The sequence below is a fragment of the Nostoc sp. genome (genome assembly GCF_036917455.1).
Lineage (GTDB): Bacteria > Cyanobacteriota > Cyanobacteriia > Cyanobacteriales > Nostocaceae > Nostoc.
Genome location: NZ_JBALDK010000035.1, coordinates 92350 through 108126, shown reverse-complemented (window position 1 = coordinate 108126; position 15777 = coordinate 92350). Strand labels below are relative to the sequence as shown.

Annotated in this window: 13 protein-coding genes and 2 pseudogenes; 6 read left to right on the top strand and 9 right to left on the bottom strand. The window is 43.6% G+C overall.

What is annotated here, in order from left to right; translation table 11 throughout:
* Nucleotides 1-754: 754 nt before the first annotated feature.
* Nucleotides 755-1213 carry a helix-turn-helix domain-containing protein gene (locus V7K42_RS03780; protein WP_334913674.1) on the top strand — a complete coding sequence of 153 codons (459 nt, stop codon included), beginning with the start codon at nt 755-757 and terminating at the stop codon, nt 1211-1213.
* Between the two features lie 109 nt (nt 1214-1322).
* Here V7K42_RS03780 and gatA read toward each other — a convergent pair whose 3' ends face one another.
* Entirely contained in the window at nt 1323-2783 is a 1461-nt protein-coding gene (gene gatA / locus V7K42_RS03775; RefSeq protein WP_334913672.1) for an Asp-tRNA(Asn)/Glu-tRNA(Gln) amidotransferase subunit GatA, read from the bottom strand.
* 342 nt (nt 2784-3125) lie between these two features.
* Here gatA and V7K42_RS03770 point away from each other — a divergent pair, with 342 nt between their 5' ends.
* From V7K42_RS03770 to V7K42_RS03760, 3 genes are all read left to right on the top strand, one after another.
* A complete protein-coding gene (locus tag V7K42_RS03770; RefSeq protein ID WP_041565237.1) occupies nt 3126-3266 on the top strand; it encodes a hypothetical protein in 141 nt (46 codons plus the stop codon).
* 175 nt (nt 3267-3441) lie between these two features.
* On the top strand, nt 3442-6336 hold the full coding sequence (locus V7K42_RS03765) for a glycerol-3-phosphate acyltransferase (protein ID WP_334913670.1): 2895 nt from the start codon (nt 3442-3444) through the stop codon (nt 6334-6336).
* Nucleotides 6333-6671, top strand: coding sequence for a cupin domain-containing protein (locus tag V7K42_RS03760; RefSeq protein ID WP_334913668.1), 339 nt, complete (start codon nt 6333-6335; stop codon nt 6669-6671). The genes V7K42_RS03765 and V7K42_RS03760 overlap by 4 nt, the downstream gene beginning before the upstream one ends.
* 106 nt (nt 6672-6777) lie before the next feature.
* Here the strand turns inward: V7K42_RS03760 and V7K42_RS03755 are convergent.
* From V7K42_RS03755 to V7K42_RS03745, 3 genes and pseudogenes are all read right to left on the bottom strand, one after another.
* Nucleotides 6778-7133: pseudogene (locus V7K42_RS03755) on the bottom strand (hypothetical protein).
* A 179-nt stretch (nt 7134-7312) separates the two neighbouring features.
* Complete coding sequence (locus V7K42_RS03750; RefSeq protein WP_334913666.1) at nt 7313-7984, bottom strand: glutathione S-transferase family protein; 672 nt, start codon at nt 7982-7984, stop codon at nt 7313-7315.
* Nucleotides 7985-8051: 67 nt separating this feature from the next.
* A complete protein-coding gene (locus tag V7K42_RS03745) occupies nt 8052-8543 on the bottom strand; it encodes a DUF4174 domain-containing protein (protein ID WP_334913664.1) in 492 nt (163 codons plus the stop codon).
* A 206-nt stretch (nt 8544-8749) separates the two neighbouring features.
* On the opposite strand from V7K42_RS03745, the gene V7K42_RS03740 reads away from it, so the two are divergent.
* Nucleotides 8750-8923, top strand: a complete 174-nt coding sequence (locus tag V7K42_RS03740) for a KGK domain-containing protein (RefSeq protein ID WP_334913662.1) — start codon at nt 8750-8752, stop codon at nt 8921-8923.
* A 96-nt stretch (nt 8924-9019) separates the two neighbouring features.
* Here the strand turns inward: V7K42_RS03740 and cobJ are convergent, their stop codons facing one another.
* From cobJ to V7K42_RS03720, 4 genes and pseudogenes are all read right to left on the bottom strand, one after another.
* Nucleotides 9020-10744 carry a precorrin-3B C(17)-methyltransferase gene (cobJ, locus tag V7K42_RS03735; protein ID WP_334913661.1) on the bottom strand — a complete coding sequence of 575 codons (1725 nt, stop codon included), beginning with the start codon at nt 10742-10744 and terminating at the stop codon, nt 9020-9022.
* Between the two features lie 97 nt (nt 10745-10841).
* A pseudogene (locus tag V7K42_RS03730) lies at nt 10842-11422 on the bottom strand (NADPH-dependent FMN reductase).
* 147 nt (nt 11423-11569) lie between these two features.
* Nucleotides 11570-11959, bottom strand: a complete 390-nt coding sequence (locus V7K42_RS03725; protein ID WP_334913659.1) for a hypothetical protein — start codon at nt 11957-11959, stop codon at nt 11570-11572.
* 40 nt (nt 11960-11999) lie between these two features.
* Nucleotides 12000-13499 carry an acyl--CoA ligase gene (locus V7K42_RS03720; protein ID WP_334913657.1) on the bottom strand — a complete coding sequence of 500 codons (1500 nt, stop codon included), beginning with the start codon at nt 13497-13499 and terminating at the stop codon, nt 12000-12002.
* A 233-nt stretch (nt 13500-13732) separates the two neighbouring features.
* Between V7K42_RS03720 and V7K42_RS03715 the strand changes: the two genes are divergently transcribed.
* Nucleotides 13733-14875, top strand: coding sequence for a BMP family ABC transporter substrate-binding protein (locus V7K42_RS03715; RefSeq protein ID WP_334913655.1), 1143 nt, complete (start codon nt 13733-13735; stop codon nt 14873-14875).
* Between the two features lie 79 nt (nt 14876-14954).
* Here V7K42_RS03715 and V7K42_RS03710 read toward each other — a convergent pair whose 3' ends face one another.
* Nucleotides 14955-15416, bottom strand: coding sequence for a hypothetical protein (locus tag V7K42_RS03710; RefSeq protein WP_334913653.1), 462 nt, complete (start codon nt 15414-15416; stop codon nt 14955-14957).
* Between the last annotated feature and the right edge of the window lie 361 nt (nt 15417-15777).

The window sequence follows — 15777 nt, the reverse complement described above, 5'->3', positions numbered from 1 at the left end:
CTGTTTAGTGAGAAATTTCTGTGCGGTCAATCTAACTTGGAGTGCCTCATTGTGGAGACATCTGTATTGGTACGATTCCTAAATAATTAAAGTTAGATAGATGTCGATTTCATGAGTCAAAATCTTGCAGCGCCAATACTTTAGAATGTAAATGCCATTGTTATTTGTGAGTAAAAAATGCTTGGTGCCAAGATGAACTTTGCAGTCGGGGGATAGGCTGCGCTGATGGCTTGAGCGATCTTGCGATCGCTGTCAGAAAATTGAGTATGTAGTGTAAAATAACTACAGTTATTACTAGTATTAATTCTTATTTAGCAAACTCAATTTATCTCAGTAATATTAAGAAACAGCTAGGAAAAGGTTAAAAAAACAAATATTTGGCATGGAGTTGCACTTAGCTAAATAAGCTGTTGTTTTGGGTGCATTCAATTTGTAGGGGCGCACAGCTTGGGCATAGAGATGAAAAGTGCTGAGTGTGGCTACAGCGATCGCTGTAACGCTCTCAAGGTAGCAGCTAGTAAAATACTTGTATCATAAATTGCAGCTTCTGATTTTTGATACCCTAATTTTTGCCTATAAGGTATCTTTTTTAGCGATGAGCATACGTGTATGTAGCTGCTTGAGCATTTATAATGCTAGCCTTTAATTATTATTAAAAAAATTAGTTAAAATCAATTATCCAGTAATAATACGTATGCGCTTTTAAGTCTTCTCACTATATGAATAGTAGAATTAGCCCATACAGGAGAAGACTGTGACGCTCTTAAATCAAGCTCAAGTAGAGCAGCTAAAGGAAATAACCACACAATTGCGACAAGTAAGACAAGAAAAATCCATACGCATAGAAGAAATAGCCGCTCAAACATTGATTCGAGCGGGTGTTTTGCAAGCTTTAGAAGAAGAACGATTTGAAGAATTGCCTGAACCTATTTTTCTTCAAGGATTCATCCGTCGCTATGGAGATGCTTTAGGGCTGGATGGAAATGCTTTATCACATACTCTTATAAGCAATGTAGTCCGTCACGACTCCAAGAGCGATCGTAAAAGTTCAGACAACAAACCAAATTCATACATACCTCTTGTTGCCACCTATATTCTCTTATTAGTAGCTGCATCTACGGGTCTTTTATATATACTTAATCCACCACAAATTACATCTGAATCCCTGACTCCAGAAGTCAATACTCAACAGTCAATGGTTACTAATCAGTGAAAAGTAATCAGGGAGTGGGGAGTGGAGAGTGGGGGAGCAGGGGAGCAGGGGAGCAGGGGAAGTATTGATTGATTATTATTGGTCAATTCCCAATTCCCAATTTCCAATTTCAAGATATTTGTGGTTTACGCAGATGCCAAGTTGTAGATTGCTCATAAGCGTAGGCTACCTGAAACAATTGGTCTTCTCGCAGTACATTGCCAATTAGCTGTAATCCTATTGGTAGACCGCGATCGTCAAAACCGCATGGCAAACTTAAACTAGGTAAACCAGCAAGATTTACAGGAATAGTCATCAAGTCAGTTAAATACATACTCAAGGGGTCAGTAGTTTTTTCCCCTGCTTTAAATGCAGTTGTGGGAGATGTAGGACAAATTAACACATCAACCACGCCAAAAGCCTTTTCAAAGTCTCGCTTAATTAGGGTGCGGACTTTTTGGGCTTTCAGATAATAAGCATCGTAATAGCCAGCCGAAAGGGCGTAAGTGCCGATCATAATTCGGCGTTTGACTTCTGTACCAAAACCAGTGGCACGGGTACGAGTGTACATTGATAGCAGATTATCGGCATCAGGAGCGCGGTAGCCATATTTAACGCCATCGTAACGAGCTAGATTAGCTGATGCTTCAGATGGAGCGATGATGTAATAGGTGGGTAAGCCATAGCGAAAGCGCGGACAAGAAACTATATGAATCTCCGCTCCCAAACCTTGTAATACTTCTACTGCTTTAGTAACAGCTTGTTCCACTACAGGGTCTAAACCTTCACCAAAAGTTTCTTTAATGATGCCAATCCTTAGCTGACCTCTGGGTTTTAAGTCTGGTTTTAAGCTGGCGGCGTAGTTGGGAATGGCAACTTTCAGGCTGGTAGAGTCTTTGGGATCGTGACCTGCGATCGCATTTAATAATATTGCCGCATCTTCTACCGTGTTTGCAAATGGCCCAATTTGATCTAAAGACGAAGCGTAAGCCACCAAACCATAACGCGAAACTAAACCATAAGTTGGTTTCATCCCCACAACGCCGCAGAAAGATGCAGGTTGGCGAATCGAACCACCAGTATCAGAACCGAGAGCAACCACACATTCTTCAGACGACACCGCAGCAGCTGAACCCCCCGAAGAACCACCTGGAACTCGTGACAAATCCCAAGGATTAGCCGTCACTTGATAGGCAGAGTTTTCTGTGGAACTACCCATTGCAAACTCATCTAAGTTGGTTTTGCCTACCATTACCGCCCCAGCATCTGCCAGTTTTTGCGTGGCCGTTGATTCATAAGGCGGCACGAAATTTTCTAAAATTCGGGAGGCACAAGTGGTAGGAATTCCCTTGGTACACATATTGTCCTTAATCCCAACAGGAATGCCTGCTAGCAGCCCGATTTCTTCTCCGGCAGCAATTTTGGCATCCACAGCACCCGCCTGCTCTAATGCCCGTTCTGCCGTCACACATAAAAAGCTATGTAATTTCGGCTCTAAGGCTTGAATGCGCTCTAAAGCTTCTTGGGTAATTTCAACGGCGGAACGTTCTTTCTTAACTAGCTGTTGGTGCAACTCGCGGATGGATGCCATTATTGCTCTCTTTGTGACTCAAGTCATTGATTTTAGTACATATTGGTCGATATGGGTATTGGGAATTGAGCAAAACAGTTCCTTTTTTTTGTTAGCGGTAGCGGGGCGTTTAGTCCGTTCTGAATAAAGATGTGAGATTCCCCACTTAACACTCACGACTCATCAATCCTGATTTAGCACTCAGCACTCCAATCCCTCTAAAGAAATAAGTAATTGTGGGGTTGGAAAATTTGCCAAACTTAAACAAAATAATATTAGGAATTTAACATCATCCGTAAATAGAGGGACTACAATCAAAACGGACAAATGTTTCATGCTCCAAAAAGAGAGGATTACAAAGCTATGTCCGATTTAAACCGAGGAATTATGAAATTTGAGGGTGCAGATTCCCCAAAAGTAGTGACTATCTCTACCGTGCTGCTTCTGGGATCGATCGCTGCTCTCATTATCTGGGCGCTGCAAGCTGCATACGCGCTAAACTAAAACCATTAGTACCTTAGAAGGACACTGGTAAAAACGGTTTCCGTTATAGCCAAGTGTCCATTCTATGACTAATAAATAAAAGCGCCCTAATTACCATTAAAAATTTCAGAAAAACTTTAGATTTTAGATTTGAGGTTTTAGATGGAAAATTTAAATCTAAAATCCAAAATTCAGAATGTTTGAACCTTGGGGTGTCTTAGCTATTTTAATTATCTGCCCCCTTTTGGGCGGATTACCCCTGATTGCCTGGATTACTTACGCGCTTACGGGTAAACAATTATCACAAATTGGTACGCGTAACATTAGTGTATCAGCTGCTTTTTACCACGGCGGTAAGTTTGTTGGAATTCTGGCAGTCTTGTCAGAAGCTTTTAAAGGAATTGCGGCAGTTTTTCTCACTCGCGTTTTCTTTCCAGAGGGATCGTTTTGGGAATTGATTGCCCTCATCGCTCTGGTAATTGGTAGATACTGGATAGGCAGAGGAGCAGGTACGACAAATGTAGTCTGGGGATTTGTCGTACACGATCCACTTGTGGCACTATTTGTATCTTTCTTTGCAGGTATTAGCTTTACAATTCTGCAATCCAAAAAGACGGTAAAATTTGGGGTTTTGCTTCTCTTTCCGTTGTTTGTAGCAATTTTGCACATTAGCGATATCCCTAGAATCCTTGCTGCTATCGCCTTAGCTGGTTTAATGGGCTGGATTTATACCAAAATTCCTAATGATATGAACCTACCAATTCAACAGGCGCAAACAGAATCCCAAGCGATGTTGGAATTTTTACGGGGCGATAGCGCGATGATTTCTTTAGATGAAGATTTAGATGCTGCCATTGTCGGAGAAAAAGCGGCTACATTATCCCAAATTAAGCGCTGGGGTTATCCAGTCCCAAAGGGATGGGTATTACCCCCAATTGACGATCCTGAAGTGTTGACAGAATTTCTCCAACCATCAGAATTATCCCCCTTGGTGGTACGTTCCTCCGCCATTGGCGAAGATTCAGAACAGGCTTCTGCGGCTGGACAGTATGAAACAGTTTTAAATGTTACTAGCCCAGAGGCATTACAGCAAGCGATCGCTCAGGTTCAAGCTTCTTACAATCATCCATCTGCTGTACAATATCGGCGCGATCGCGGTTCAAATGATACAGCAATGGCTGTGCTGATTCAACAACAAGTCCAGAGTGTATATTCTGGCGTTGCTTTCAGCCGCGATCCTATTACTCAACAAGGTGATGCAATCATCATTGAAGCCCTTCCCGGTAGCCCCACGCAAATCGTTTCAGGAAAAGTCACACCAGAACAATATCGCGCTTTTGTCGTCGAAACAGAAAAATCTCCCTCTGTGCAATTAGAGGGGACTGGACGAGTTCCATCAGCATTAATCAAGCAAGTTGCATACTTAGCTCATCGGCTCGAAAAACGTTATCATGGCACTCCTCAAGATATTGAATGGAGTTACGACGGCCAAACGCTTTGGGTGTTGCAATCTCGACCGATTACCACTCTACTACCAATTTGGACGCGCAAAATCGCTGCCGAAGTGATTCCTGGAGTAATTCACCCCTTAACATGGTCAATTAATCGTCCCTTAACTTGTGGAGTCTGGGGAGAATTTTTTACTATAGTTTTGGGCGAACGCGCTTTGGGGTTAGATTTTAATGAAACGGCAACTCTGCATTATTCTAGAGCTTATTTTAACGCATCCCTCTTAGGAAATATCTTTCTCCGGATGGGATTGCCGCCAGAAAGTCTGGAATTTTTAACCAGAGGAGCAAAATTAAGTAAACCATCCTTGCAGTCAACCTGGGAAAATTTGCCAGGACTAGGGAAGTTACTGAAGCGGGAATTAAATTTAGAAAAAGACTTCAAGCGAGATTATCATCAACGGTTTATTCCTGGGTTGTCGCAGTTGGCACAAGAAAATGTAGATAGTTTGGAACAAGCCTTGCTGCTAATCAGAATTGACTTTATTCTGGAGTTACTTCGCCACGGGACATATTACAGCATTTTAGCTCCCTTAAGTGCTGCCCTGCGACAGGCGATTTTCCGGGTGAAGGATGGCCAAATTGATAATAGCGTGACTCCAGAGATAGCGGCATTGCGATCGCTCAGTGCAATAGCTACAGATGCCAAGCAGATATTAGTTGAGTTTGAGCCACAGCAAGTATTTGAGCAATTAAAGCAAACCCCAGAGGGAGAGAAAATCCTCCAAGAATTTGATGAATTGCTTCAGGATTACGGCTATTTAAGTGAAGTAGGAACCGATATCTCCGTTCCCACTTGGCGGGAGAATCCCCAAATGATTAAGCAGATGTTTGTGCAATTAATGCAAGGGAACGAACCACAATCAGGTGCTAAAGATGCAATTAATAGCATCTTTGCAGGTAAGCGCAAACGTTCTTTTGTGCAACAGCGTGTGGATATTAAGGGGAGAGTTACTGAAGTTTATTCACGGCTATTAGCTGAATTGCGTTGGAGTTTTGTCGCTTTAGAGAATATTTGGTTAAAATCCGGCTTACTCCAGCAAACCGGAGATATCTTTTTTCTCCACTTTGATGAAGTGCAGCGTTTAGTTGGGGGTGAAGATTCTAAGTTAATTGAGGAGTTAGATAAATTAGTAGAATCGAGGCGATCGCAATTTGTCCAAGATAGCGAGTTTATTCAAATACCCCTTTTAGTCTACGGCAATACGCCCCCTCACCCCTTAGCTCCCTCTCCGCTCTACTCTGACCAAATTTTACAAGGTATTGGAGCCAGTCACGGGCAAGCGGAAGGCAGAGTAAAGGTGTTGCGAAATTTACAAGACGTGCCGGAGATAGACCGAGATACAATTCTAGTAGTGCCTTACACCGATTCCGGCTGGGCTCCTTTACTGTTAAGGGCTGGAGGTTTAATTGCCGAAGTTGGCGGACGACTTTCTCACGGTGCGATCGTGGCTCGTGAGTATGGTATTCCTGCTGTGATGGATGTTCGGGGCGCTACATGGCTTTTGCAAGATGGTCAACGAGTAAGGATTGATGGATCTAGGGGTATTGTGGAATTATCTAATGATTTAAGACCAGAATGATTACCAACTCTCTGAAAGACTTGCCAGAAGAATCTGTCTCTCACAATCCTGAAATCAAGAAAAAGGTGATGCTACGCTTCGGCGATTTACCTCACCTCACAAATTTTTCTCAAGCGCGTTTTGCTCCCGGACAAACCGCACCAGCACACGCGCATCAAGATATGTGCGAAGTATTCTTTGTGGAAGCCGGTTCGGGAGCAATTCACATTGATGGTAAAGAATATCCCTTGCTTCCGGGCAATTGCGTGGCGATAGAGCCGGGAGAAGTACACGAAGTTGTCAATAGTGGCTCAACTGAGCTTGTTTTGACCTACTTTGGTTTGCGAGTGGAATAAATCAGCGTGAATCAGATATATTAACTTCGGATTGAGAAAAAGACGTATGCGGGTAACTCAGAAACCTACATATCTATGGCTTTTCTACTATAATTTGTGCAAAATCCTAATATACCAAGGGTGTTGCACCGCGCATCTGACGTAAAGAATTTATACAGGCAGGACAATCGCAGCCAAATAAGTTAATTGCCACATTACTTTCCTCGTCATTGAACTCCAGCATGGGAGCATCTTCTTGAGAAAACTCGATTTCACGCTGATAGTTAGGAATTTGAGCCAATACGGAAGCCCTTGCACATACCAAACCCACTTTATGTTTATTGCGGATACAAGATAAACGATCTGGGGTTTGGGTTACTGGTTGTGGTCTATAGCTTGTGCTTGATTTAGCATGACTCCCATAGAGAGAATGGAGCTAATCAGCACAGGAGAAGAAAGCAAACTCAGTAGGAATTTATTCATTGATTTCCTTAGACAACAACTGCGATCGCTCAGATTATTCGATTAAATCTTACAGTGCAAGTAAAGCCTATCAGGAATATCACGAGTTTTAACATTCGGTAGCTTCTCTCCTGTTTATTGGTCAATTGTATAGCTAGTTACAGGTGATGCGAAATTAGACCCGTATTGATCGCTTTTGCTTAACTCAGAAGCTCGTAAGCACCCCCACGCTCTAGCGCACGCTGATAGGCCGGATGCGTGTGAATACGATCCAGGAAAGCCATGAGCTTCGGCCGGCTTGCGTCCAGTCCTGCTCGCGCGGCTGCCGCCTCTAGCGGGAAGCTCATCTGGATATCAGCTGCGGTGAATTCATTGCCAGCGAACCACGTGCTTTTTCCAAGCTCCGCTTCCTGGTAATCTAGGTGCTGCGCGATCTGAGGTTCAATAAACGAGTTTTTGACCCGGTTGACGATCGCTTGAGCGATTGGCCGCACGAAAAACGGTATTGGCCCCTTCTCAATTCGATCGAAGACGAGCTTCAGCAGCAGAGGAGGCATAGCCGAGCCTTCCGCGTAATGCAGCCAGTAGGTGTAGCGCAAGCGTTCTGGCGTACCCAAAGGAGGAATTAGCCTTCCGTTACCGTAGCTTTCGACCAGATACTCAATAATGGCACCGGATTCGGCTAGGGTTAGGGTACCGTCGGTAATCACTGGCGACTTACCGAGTGGATGTACCTCACGCAGCGATGCTGGTGCTAACATAGTTTTCGGATCGCGATCGTAGCGCTTGACTTCATACTCAATACCAAGCTCCTCTAGCAGCCAAAGCACACGCTGGGAACGGGAGTTGTTCAAGTGGTGGACAGTAATCATCAGATTATTTTGCTAAACAAAACTTGAGAAAACTTTTTCAAAGCTAGTCATTTAACTAGAGAAAATTTTATTTTCTGCCTCGTTCTTGCATTTCTTGCTGACGCATGGGCATAGCGTCAATTTCCTCAAAAATTGCTGTCGCCTTCACTGGAGTAGCATCACTGCGTTTAACACCACCGTCTTTACCCACCAAAATCACGCGAAAATTTTCTTTCTCAACCCCAAAGCGATCGCGCAACTTGGCAGCAGAAGATTTATCTATTGGCTGTCTGTTGGCATAGCTTTCATCTGTTGCCAAAACCTGAACGAGAACTAAATCCCGGTCTGCAAAATTGCTGTTATGAGCTTGCAATAGTTGCATTTGCTGCTGATAACTCTGGTTGTCAACAGACGGTGCAAAGACTAGTAGCACGCGGGTTTTCCATTTTTGGGAACTGAGGTTAAATGAAGACATTTTGATGGCATGATTGTTTGAATTTTGGACAATATCAGCTTTGCTAACTGGCGACAAGACTATACACGCTAATAGAGGAAGAACAATTAATACTGAATTATTCACAATGGATTTCTATCTGTTTTATCTGCTTTCAAACTATCATCATTTTCTCCATTTTTCCTCTATCTGTTGATGGTTTCTCTTCGTATTCGATAAGTAGATCGGTGAGCATAACTCCAACTACAGCAGGCTGAGAACTTATCAAAATACAGCTTAAAAAGCTCAAAATTTGCCCATGAGATGCGATCGCACTTCCTTAGATAGCAGGAGTGAAATTAAGGGACTTCCAAATAAAATTACTAGCCCAGGGTGGCGGCTGGCAAAAAGGTAAAATCCGAATTCGCTTTGAGTTTATTCCTGACAAGCCAACATCAACAAAACCAGTGATTCCTACTAACTCGACATCTCCACTGGACGATCTGCGATCGCACCTTGAGGTCTAACAGTCACAAATGCATCGCCTGCTAGCAGATAGGAAGCGATATATCCATGAGAAAGCTGTCCTTGCTAAAGCAGCTAGGATGGCTTTAATCTCGTACTTACTGTTCGGTATAGCGACGCGGTGTATAAACCCAGAGATTACCATCGCTGCGTTTGATGGTTCGGGTTTTTGTGGAACCAATGAGAATAATTGTCCGCATATCAGCGTTTGCTGGTGTTAGCTGGTCAAGTGCGATCGCTTTCACCATCTGTCCTGGTCTGCCGAGATTCCGCGCCAATACTACTGGGGTATCTGGTGTTCTATGTCGCAGTAAAATATTTCTCGCTTCTGCCAGTTGCCAGGTACGCTCTTTAGAAACAGGATTGTAAAAGGCGATTACGAAATCAGCCTTAGCAGCAGCAGCAATTCGTTGGGCGATCGCAGACCAAGGCTTCAATATATCAGACAGGGAAATAGCACAGAAGTCATGTCCGAGGGGCGCACCAATGGCTGCTGCTGCTGCTTGCATAGCTGAAATGCCTGGTGCAACATGAATGTCGATATTATCCCATTCGGGTTTAGCATAGCGATCGCATACTTCAAAAACTGCTGTTGCCATTGCATAGATACCAGGGTCGCCAGATGAAACGACAGCGACATATCGCCCAGATGCTGCCAAATCAAGAGCCATTTTTGCCCGTGCTTCTTCTTCGCGGTTGTCAGACTCATGGCGTTGCTTGCCATCAGCCAGAGAACCGATTAAATCTAAATAAGTTTTATAACCTACTAGGTCAGTTGCCGACTTAAGTATTTCCTTGACTTCGGGAGACATCCATTGCGATCCACCAGGGCCAGTGCCAATAATCGCTAACCGTCCGCGTGGCTGACCGATGGTGTTGGGGTCAATTGGTTGGGGGGCAATGGCGATCGCAACGTCAGGAGATGACGAAGATAAGGGAGATGTGCCTGTAGCTGCGATCGCTGCTGCTTGGGCGGGGCTATAACCTTGTGCTAACAGACTTTCTAGCTGATTTGGAGTAAAAAAGCGGGCAGGTACTCCCAAGGCGATCGCTACAGCGTGAATTGCGGGATTAGCTGCGGCGGTCATGGGTGCAAATATCCCGGCGACTGATGTTTTTTCTAGTTTGGCATCAGCTAGTAGCTGCTGTATTAAAGGGATTGCATCATCAATGGTGTCATTAATTGCGATCGCGATCGTTGCTGGGTGATACACAAGACAGTTAGCTGTAGGAGTCACCAAACGTTCCGTAACTTGGATGGTCAAATCTCCCTTGGGATCTATAGGTAGTTTACTATCACTTAACCAAGGCGCTATGCCTTCGAGTTTGACTTGTGTCCCAGCTAACACATCTGAGATAAATTTCTTCGCATCGTCTGGGTTTGCTAAATGGTATCCGGGGGGAGGAGACAACAACGTTGTACCCAAACGTAAATAGCCTGTGGTCGTAATTGCAGGTTTGACAGCAAGCACTTCAGCAATGCGGCGGGCCAAATCGTTTACCCCACCAAGTCCGCCCAAAAGGGGGACAACAGCACTACCATCTTCAGCCACAGCTAACACAGGAGGTTCCTGTTGTTTATCCGAAAGTAGAGGGGCTAACGTCCTAATTAAGATGCCGGCGGCACAAATGCCAATTAGCGGCGTTCCTTGAACAAATAACTCGCGCAACGTCTCGCCAAAATTAGTAAAGCTGACATCAACTCCAGATGTGCGACCCGCTAGACCGTATAGCGTCGCCCCTGGTAGGACAGTGATTATTTTACGTGCTACTGTCACGCTATTTTGACCTAGTACTACAATGGCGGGTGCAACGTTGATCATAAGTAGATATCTTGCAAAATTCGATATCCTTCAAATGAAACCACAGATTTAGTCATGAAAAAATGATAACTGTCGTTCAATACTTATCCTGACTTGATTAGAACGGGTTTCCTTTTTCAAATCTTTGTCGTTGCAATGCTTCTTCGTACCACTCTAATTCATCCAAAAATTGACCGACTCTCTTTGTCAAAGCGATCGCCTGTGAAACACCTGCTTCATCCAAAGATTCCCCAATTTTGGAAATAGCAAAAATACTTGAAATCGTAGTCATTCCCATCTCTGACAGAAAAGAACGTAACTGTATGGCTGCCCGTACTCCTCCAAAGCCACCAGCTGAGTAAGAAACAATACCAGCCGGACGGAAAAAGTATTCTTCTAGATAGTGATCCATCAGGTTGCTCAACCCTGGCTGAATGGAATGGTTATACTCTCCCGCAACAACTATAAAACCATCTGCTGTTGGATATGCTCTGCCAACTCTTCCATCTTTGCAGGAGCCTGACCTGTATCATACTCCTTATACATCCGGTCTAAAATGCCAAAGTCATACTCCTTTGCATCTACAAAAATCACCTCATGGTTTCTTTGTTTAAGCTGATTAATGATGAATCTGGCAGCTTTGATGCCCTGGCGATCGCTCCTGTAGGAACCATAGAAGACTACTGTTTTGAAGCTCATGATCAATAATTTTTAACAACATCTAGCCACAAGTTAAATTTACTATCTACTTACAGTGTCAGATAGCGACAAACCGATGTGGGTTTAGGCATTAAAGTAATTAGGGATGCGATCGCATTCCCATAAAAAATGCGATCGCTTCTTGTTTCAATTAGCTTTCCGCTCTTTAAGGACTTGATCTAACAAATTTCTCGCAGGTTGGGCTTTCGCCAACGCTATTTGATGGTCATTATAAGCCCGAACAAGGCGAGAAAGACTGCTCACACCTGTCTTGAGTTGCTCAAGTTCCTCACCAGCAACCAGTTCCCCATCCAGCATCCGCCCAATTAACGGTTTAATGTCGCCCACTTCCTGCCGGACTTTTTGGAGTTTTTCTAGGCTACTCAGCAAAGTTTTGAGTGAGTTCAAGATGTCGTCAATATCTTGCACATCCTCTACTTGTTCCGGCAAATCTTCAATTGTCTCTGTATCTTCATCTGAGATTGTAGGCAATTCCTGTGCAGACATTTCAGTTTTAACCCCGTTTGGCCGTGCCATTGATGCTTCCTCAAGGAATTTTCCTTAGTGTATCGCTGATTTAGCCTATATTAAGCAATTTCGCCATAGCTAACCGTTGCAGTTTCCCGGTAGCACCACGAGGTAGTTGATCCAAAATGTGAATTTGCTTCGGAACTTTGAAGTCTGCCAACATAGTTGAACAGTGAGCTAAAAGTTCTTTTTCGCTAGCTTCTCCCTTAAGGACAACAGCAGCGTGGATATCTTCACCTAAAGATTTGTGGGGGACTGCAAAAGCTAAAGCTTCGGCGACGGCGGTATGACGGAGCAAAACATCATCCACTTCTAAAGGAGAAATTTTTTCTCCACCCCGGTTAATCAATTCTTTAATCCGTCCAGTCAAATGGAGGTAGCCGTCTGCATCCACAGTACCCTGATCTCCTGTTCGGAACCAACCGTTGACAAAAGCTGTGGCGTTGGCTTCTGGGTTGTTTTCGTAACCATCAATGACATTAGGTGCTTTTACCACCACCTCGCCCAAGCTTCCCTGAGATAATAGGTTGCCTTCAGAGTCCATAATGCCGACATCTACACCAAAGCCATAACCTACACTACCTGGTTTCCGCACTTTTGGCGGTAGGGGATTGGTGGTCATTAAGTGCGATGCTTCAGTCATGCTGTAAGATTCCACCACGGGAGCGTTGAGAGTTGCTTCTAACTGTTCAATGATAATCGGGGGTAAAGAAGCGCTACTAGAGCGAATGAAACGAAAGCGATTAGCTTTGACAATTTCTGTATTACGGCTAGCGCGGGCCAAAATTGTCTGGTGCATAGTTGGGGCTGCGGAGTACCAGGTTGGTTTATAGGTATCTACGAGTTTCCAAAACTCTAAGGCGTTAAAACCATTGGGACAAATTAATGTGCCGCCCGATGCTAGAGTTGACAACAAACAGCCCACTAATCCGTGAACGTGGAAAAGGGGCATTAAACAAAGTGTAGTGTCAGCTGCTGTGAGTGAGTAAGCAGTAATAATGTTGTTGGCTGAGGCGATTAAATTGCGATGACGAATCGGCACGCGCTTCGGACGGCTGGTAGTGCCGCTAGTATGGAGAATCATCGCCAGATCGTCAGACTGAGGCAAGGGGGCAAGCGGCAGGGAGCAGGGGGGAAGTTTCTCTTTGACTAATTCAAAGTTTAATGTGCCGTCAGCGTTTACTTTGGCATGAATCAACATCATATTGGGTGCGATCGCGGCAATGGCTGCTTCTGGTTCCCCAGATAAGGTAATCAGTGCATCTGCTTGGGTATCTTCGTAATAAAAGGCAAATTCTTCTTGCTTGTATTTAGGATTTAAGGGTGCAGCAGTGCCACACAAGGCGGCAGCCAAAAAGGTAATAGCCATTGGTGAACCGTTAGTCATGGCAATGGCAATGCGATCGCCCCGTTTTAATCCAAATCTGTTAAGTTGAGATACCAGTCCAAGAATATTCTCGCGCAATTGCTGATAGGTTAGCGATCGCCCCCCAGGTGTAACGAGGGCCAAATGATTGTCTTCTCCTGCTAAAAGCTCAAATAAGTTCATTAAAAACCTCTATTAGTAAAATTGGGCATTGGGTATGATTATTAATGCTTCTACCTCATTCCCTTCTTTTTATTAAAAAGTATTGTGCTTTTGTATAATATCAACCATTCTTTGATTTCTTTTGTTAGTAAGTTTACGGCAAAAAACAAGAGCTAAAATTAAGTCAATAGTGTGTCTGTCGTTACTAGAGATCGGAAAAATATTTTTCAGCAACTAAACCCCATCGATAAAATATGGATCGTCGGAATTTTCTAAAGTATGTCACTTTAGCAGGATCTAGTTTTGCCTTAACGAGTTGTATTCAAGGCAAAAATTCCAAATTGCCGGGGGAGGTGTCTCCCTCAGCCTCACCTGTGGCAGTAAATGAACCTCTCAAGGTGGGATTTGTTTATGTGAGTTCTGTAGGTGATTTTGGCTGGACTTACGCCCATGATTTAGGCCGCAGAGACATGGAAGCCAATCTTCAAGATAAGGTAAAAACTACCTTTGTCGAAAATGTCAACGAAGATACTGAAGCCGAAAAAGTGATTCGCCAACTAGCATTAGATGGTAACAAGTTGATTTTTGCAACTTCTTTCGGGTACATGAACCCAACAATTAAAGTTGCCAAGGACTATAGTGATGTTATCTTTGAAGACTGTGCAGGATATAAACGTGCTGCTAATATTGGCACTTATCTAGGACGCGTTGAAGAACCGCGTTACTTAACCGGCATGATTGCTGGCAAGATGACAAAATCAAATGTAGTTGGTTTTATTGGCGCATACCCAATTCCAGAAGTAATTCGGGGCATCAGTGCATTTACTCAAGGACTACGCCTAACAAATCCCCAGGCAAAAGTTAAGGTACTTTGGGTACAAAGTTGGTACGATCCAGCTAAAGAAAGAGAAGCGGCTCAAGCTTTGGTAAATTTAGGTGTAGATGTACTAACGCAGCATACCGACTCTGGTGCTGTTGTCCAATTAGCTGAGGAAAAAGGCATTTATGCTTTTGGCTATAACACCGATATGAGTAAGTTTGGTCAAAAAGCCCACTTGACATCAGCTATTAACAAATGGGGTAAATTCTATACAGATAAAGCTTTGTCCGTAATCAATAATAATTGGAAATCTCAAAACGTTTGGGATGGTATTGGTGAAGGAATGGTGGATATTTCCCCGATGAATCAGGTGATTCCGGGGGATGTGCAACAACTGGTGAATGCAAAGCGCGATGAGTTTATTCAGGGTGTTGCACATCCTTTTGATGGCCCGGTGAAAGACCAAGAAGGCGTGGTGCGAGTACCAAAGGGTAAGGTGTTGGACGATCGGGGACAACTGGCGATGGATTGGTATGTTGAGGGAATTGAAGGAGAAATTCCAAATAGGAAATCCTAGCACTGCTAAACAATACTAGGATTTCTCTTTTTAATTTTTAAATTTAGCGATTGATGTTGTTAAATTAGCCGCAGCAGAGTTATGAATTAAAAATTTTCTTCAAATTTACTGGCTGCGTTGCTGCCAAATATTGAGCCGACATTTCCGGTGTGAGTAGTTCAATCATAATTTTATTTTCTAACCAGAACTCAATAACATCAAAAAAAGAGTCGCGGTTACAACGTAATACTCTCCAACCTTCTCGTTTGCCAATCAACTCAATTTTTTCTTGACTAGAAGAAACCGAGATTGCTGCATGAGTAGCTGTGAATCCAGAAGGGGTGGCATCTTCTACAAATATACACTGCTTATCTCCTTCACCAGGCATTAGCCGAGTTTTTAACGGATAAACTTCAATCCCTGTTCCATGTTCGTCAAGGGGAAAAACCATATAGCTGCCTGGGTTCGGAAAAAAGGGAAAAGCTTGCCCATTCAAGACTTCAGCCAGAACTTCGGCAACGTGTAGGGGGTTTTGAACAGAAATAGATAGGTGATGAATCATACTTAGTTACCTCATACCCCACAACGATTGTGGGGTTATAAATTTTCGGTTTGTGGAGTGCTTATCTTCCACGAGTAGCTTGATTATTTTTCACAGCATTTTGATTAATTTATGCACAGAGTAAAAAAATTCTTTTCCACTGAATTTGGAAAACCTCGAAAAGGCTATTACATATTGACAAAAAGTACTAAATATGTGTAATTTTAAGAACCATATCTGTGGGGGAGCAATGCTCTAACAGTAGGGGAGGCAGGGGAGGCAGGGGAAGAGAAAGAAATAAGTGTAGAAGCAGTCTGTTTCGGTAGTAAAAAATACTAAAAATGCCTCTTTACTCCCCCTGCCTCAAGAGCCTATTTCACGA

What these genes read in the sequence shown, in the direction of transcription:
- V7K42_RS03760 (WP_334913668.1), top strand. Translation starts at nt 6,333, where the DNA reads ATGATTACCAACTCTCTGAAAGACTTGCCAGAAGAATCTGTCTCTCAC.
- V7K42_RS03715 (WP_334913655.1), top strand. Translation starts at nt 13,733, where the DNA reads ATGGATCGTCGGAATTTTCTAAAGTATGTCACTTTAGCAGGATCTAGT.
- cobJ (WP_334913661.1), bottom strand. Translation starts at nt 10,744, where the DNA reads ATGATCAACGTTGCACCCGCCATTGTAGTACTAGGTCAAAATAGCGTG.
- V7K42_RS03750 (WP_334913666.1), bottom strand. Translation starts at nt 7,984, where the DNA reads ATGATTACTGTCCACCACTTGAACAACTCCCGTTCCCAGCGTGTGCTT.
- gatA (WP_334913672.1), bottom strand. Translation starts at nt 2,783, where the DNA reads ATGGCATCCATCCGCGAGTTGCACCAACAGCTAGTTAAGAAAGAACGT.
- V7K42_RS03720 (WP_334913657.1), bottom strand. Translation starts at nt 13,499, where the DNA reads ATGAACTTATTTGAGCTTTTAGCAGGAGAAGACAATCATTTGGCCCTC.
- V7K42_RS03710 (WP_334913653.1), bottom strand. Translation starts at nt 15,416, where the DNA reads ATGATTCATCACCTATCTATTTCTGTTCAAAACCCCCTACACGTTGCC.
- V7K42_RS03725 (WP_334913659.1), bottom strand. Translation starts at nt 11,959, where the DNA reads ATGGCACGGCCAAACGGGGTTAAAACTGAAATGTCTGCACAGGAATTG.
- V7K42_RS03765 (WP_334913670.1), top strand. Translation starts at nt 3,442, where the DNA reads ATGTTTGAACCTTGGGGTGTCTTAGCTATTTTAATTATCTGCCCCCTT.
- V7K42_RS03770 (WP_041565237.1), top strand. Translation starts at nt 3,126, where the DNA reads ATGTCCGATTTAAACCGAGGAATTATGAAATTTGAGGGTGCAGATTCC.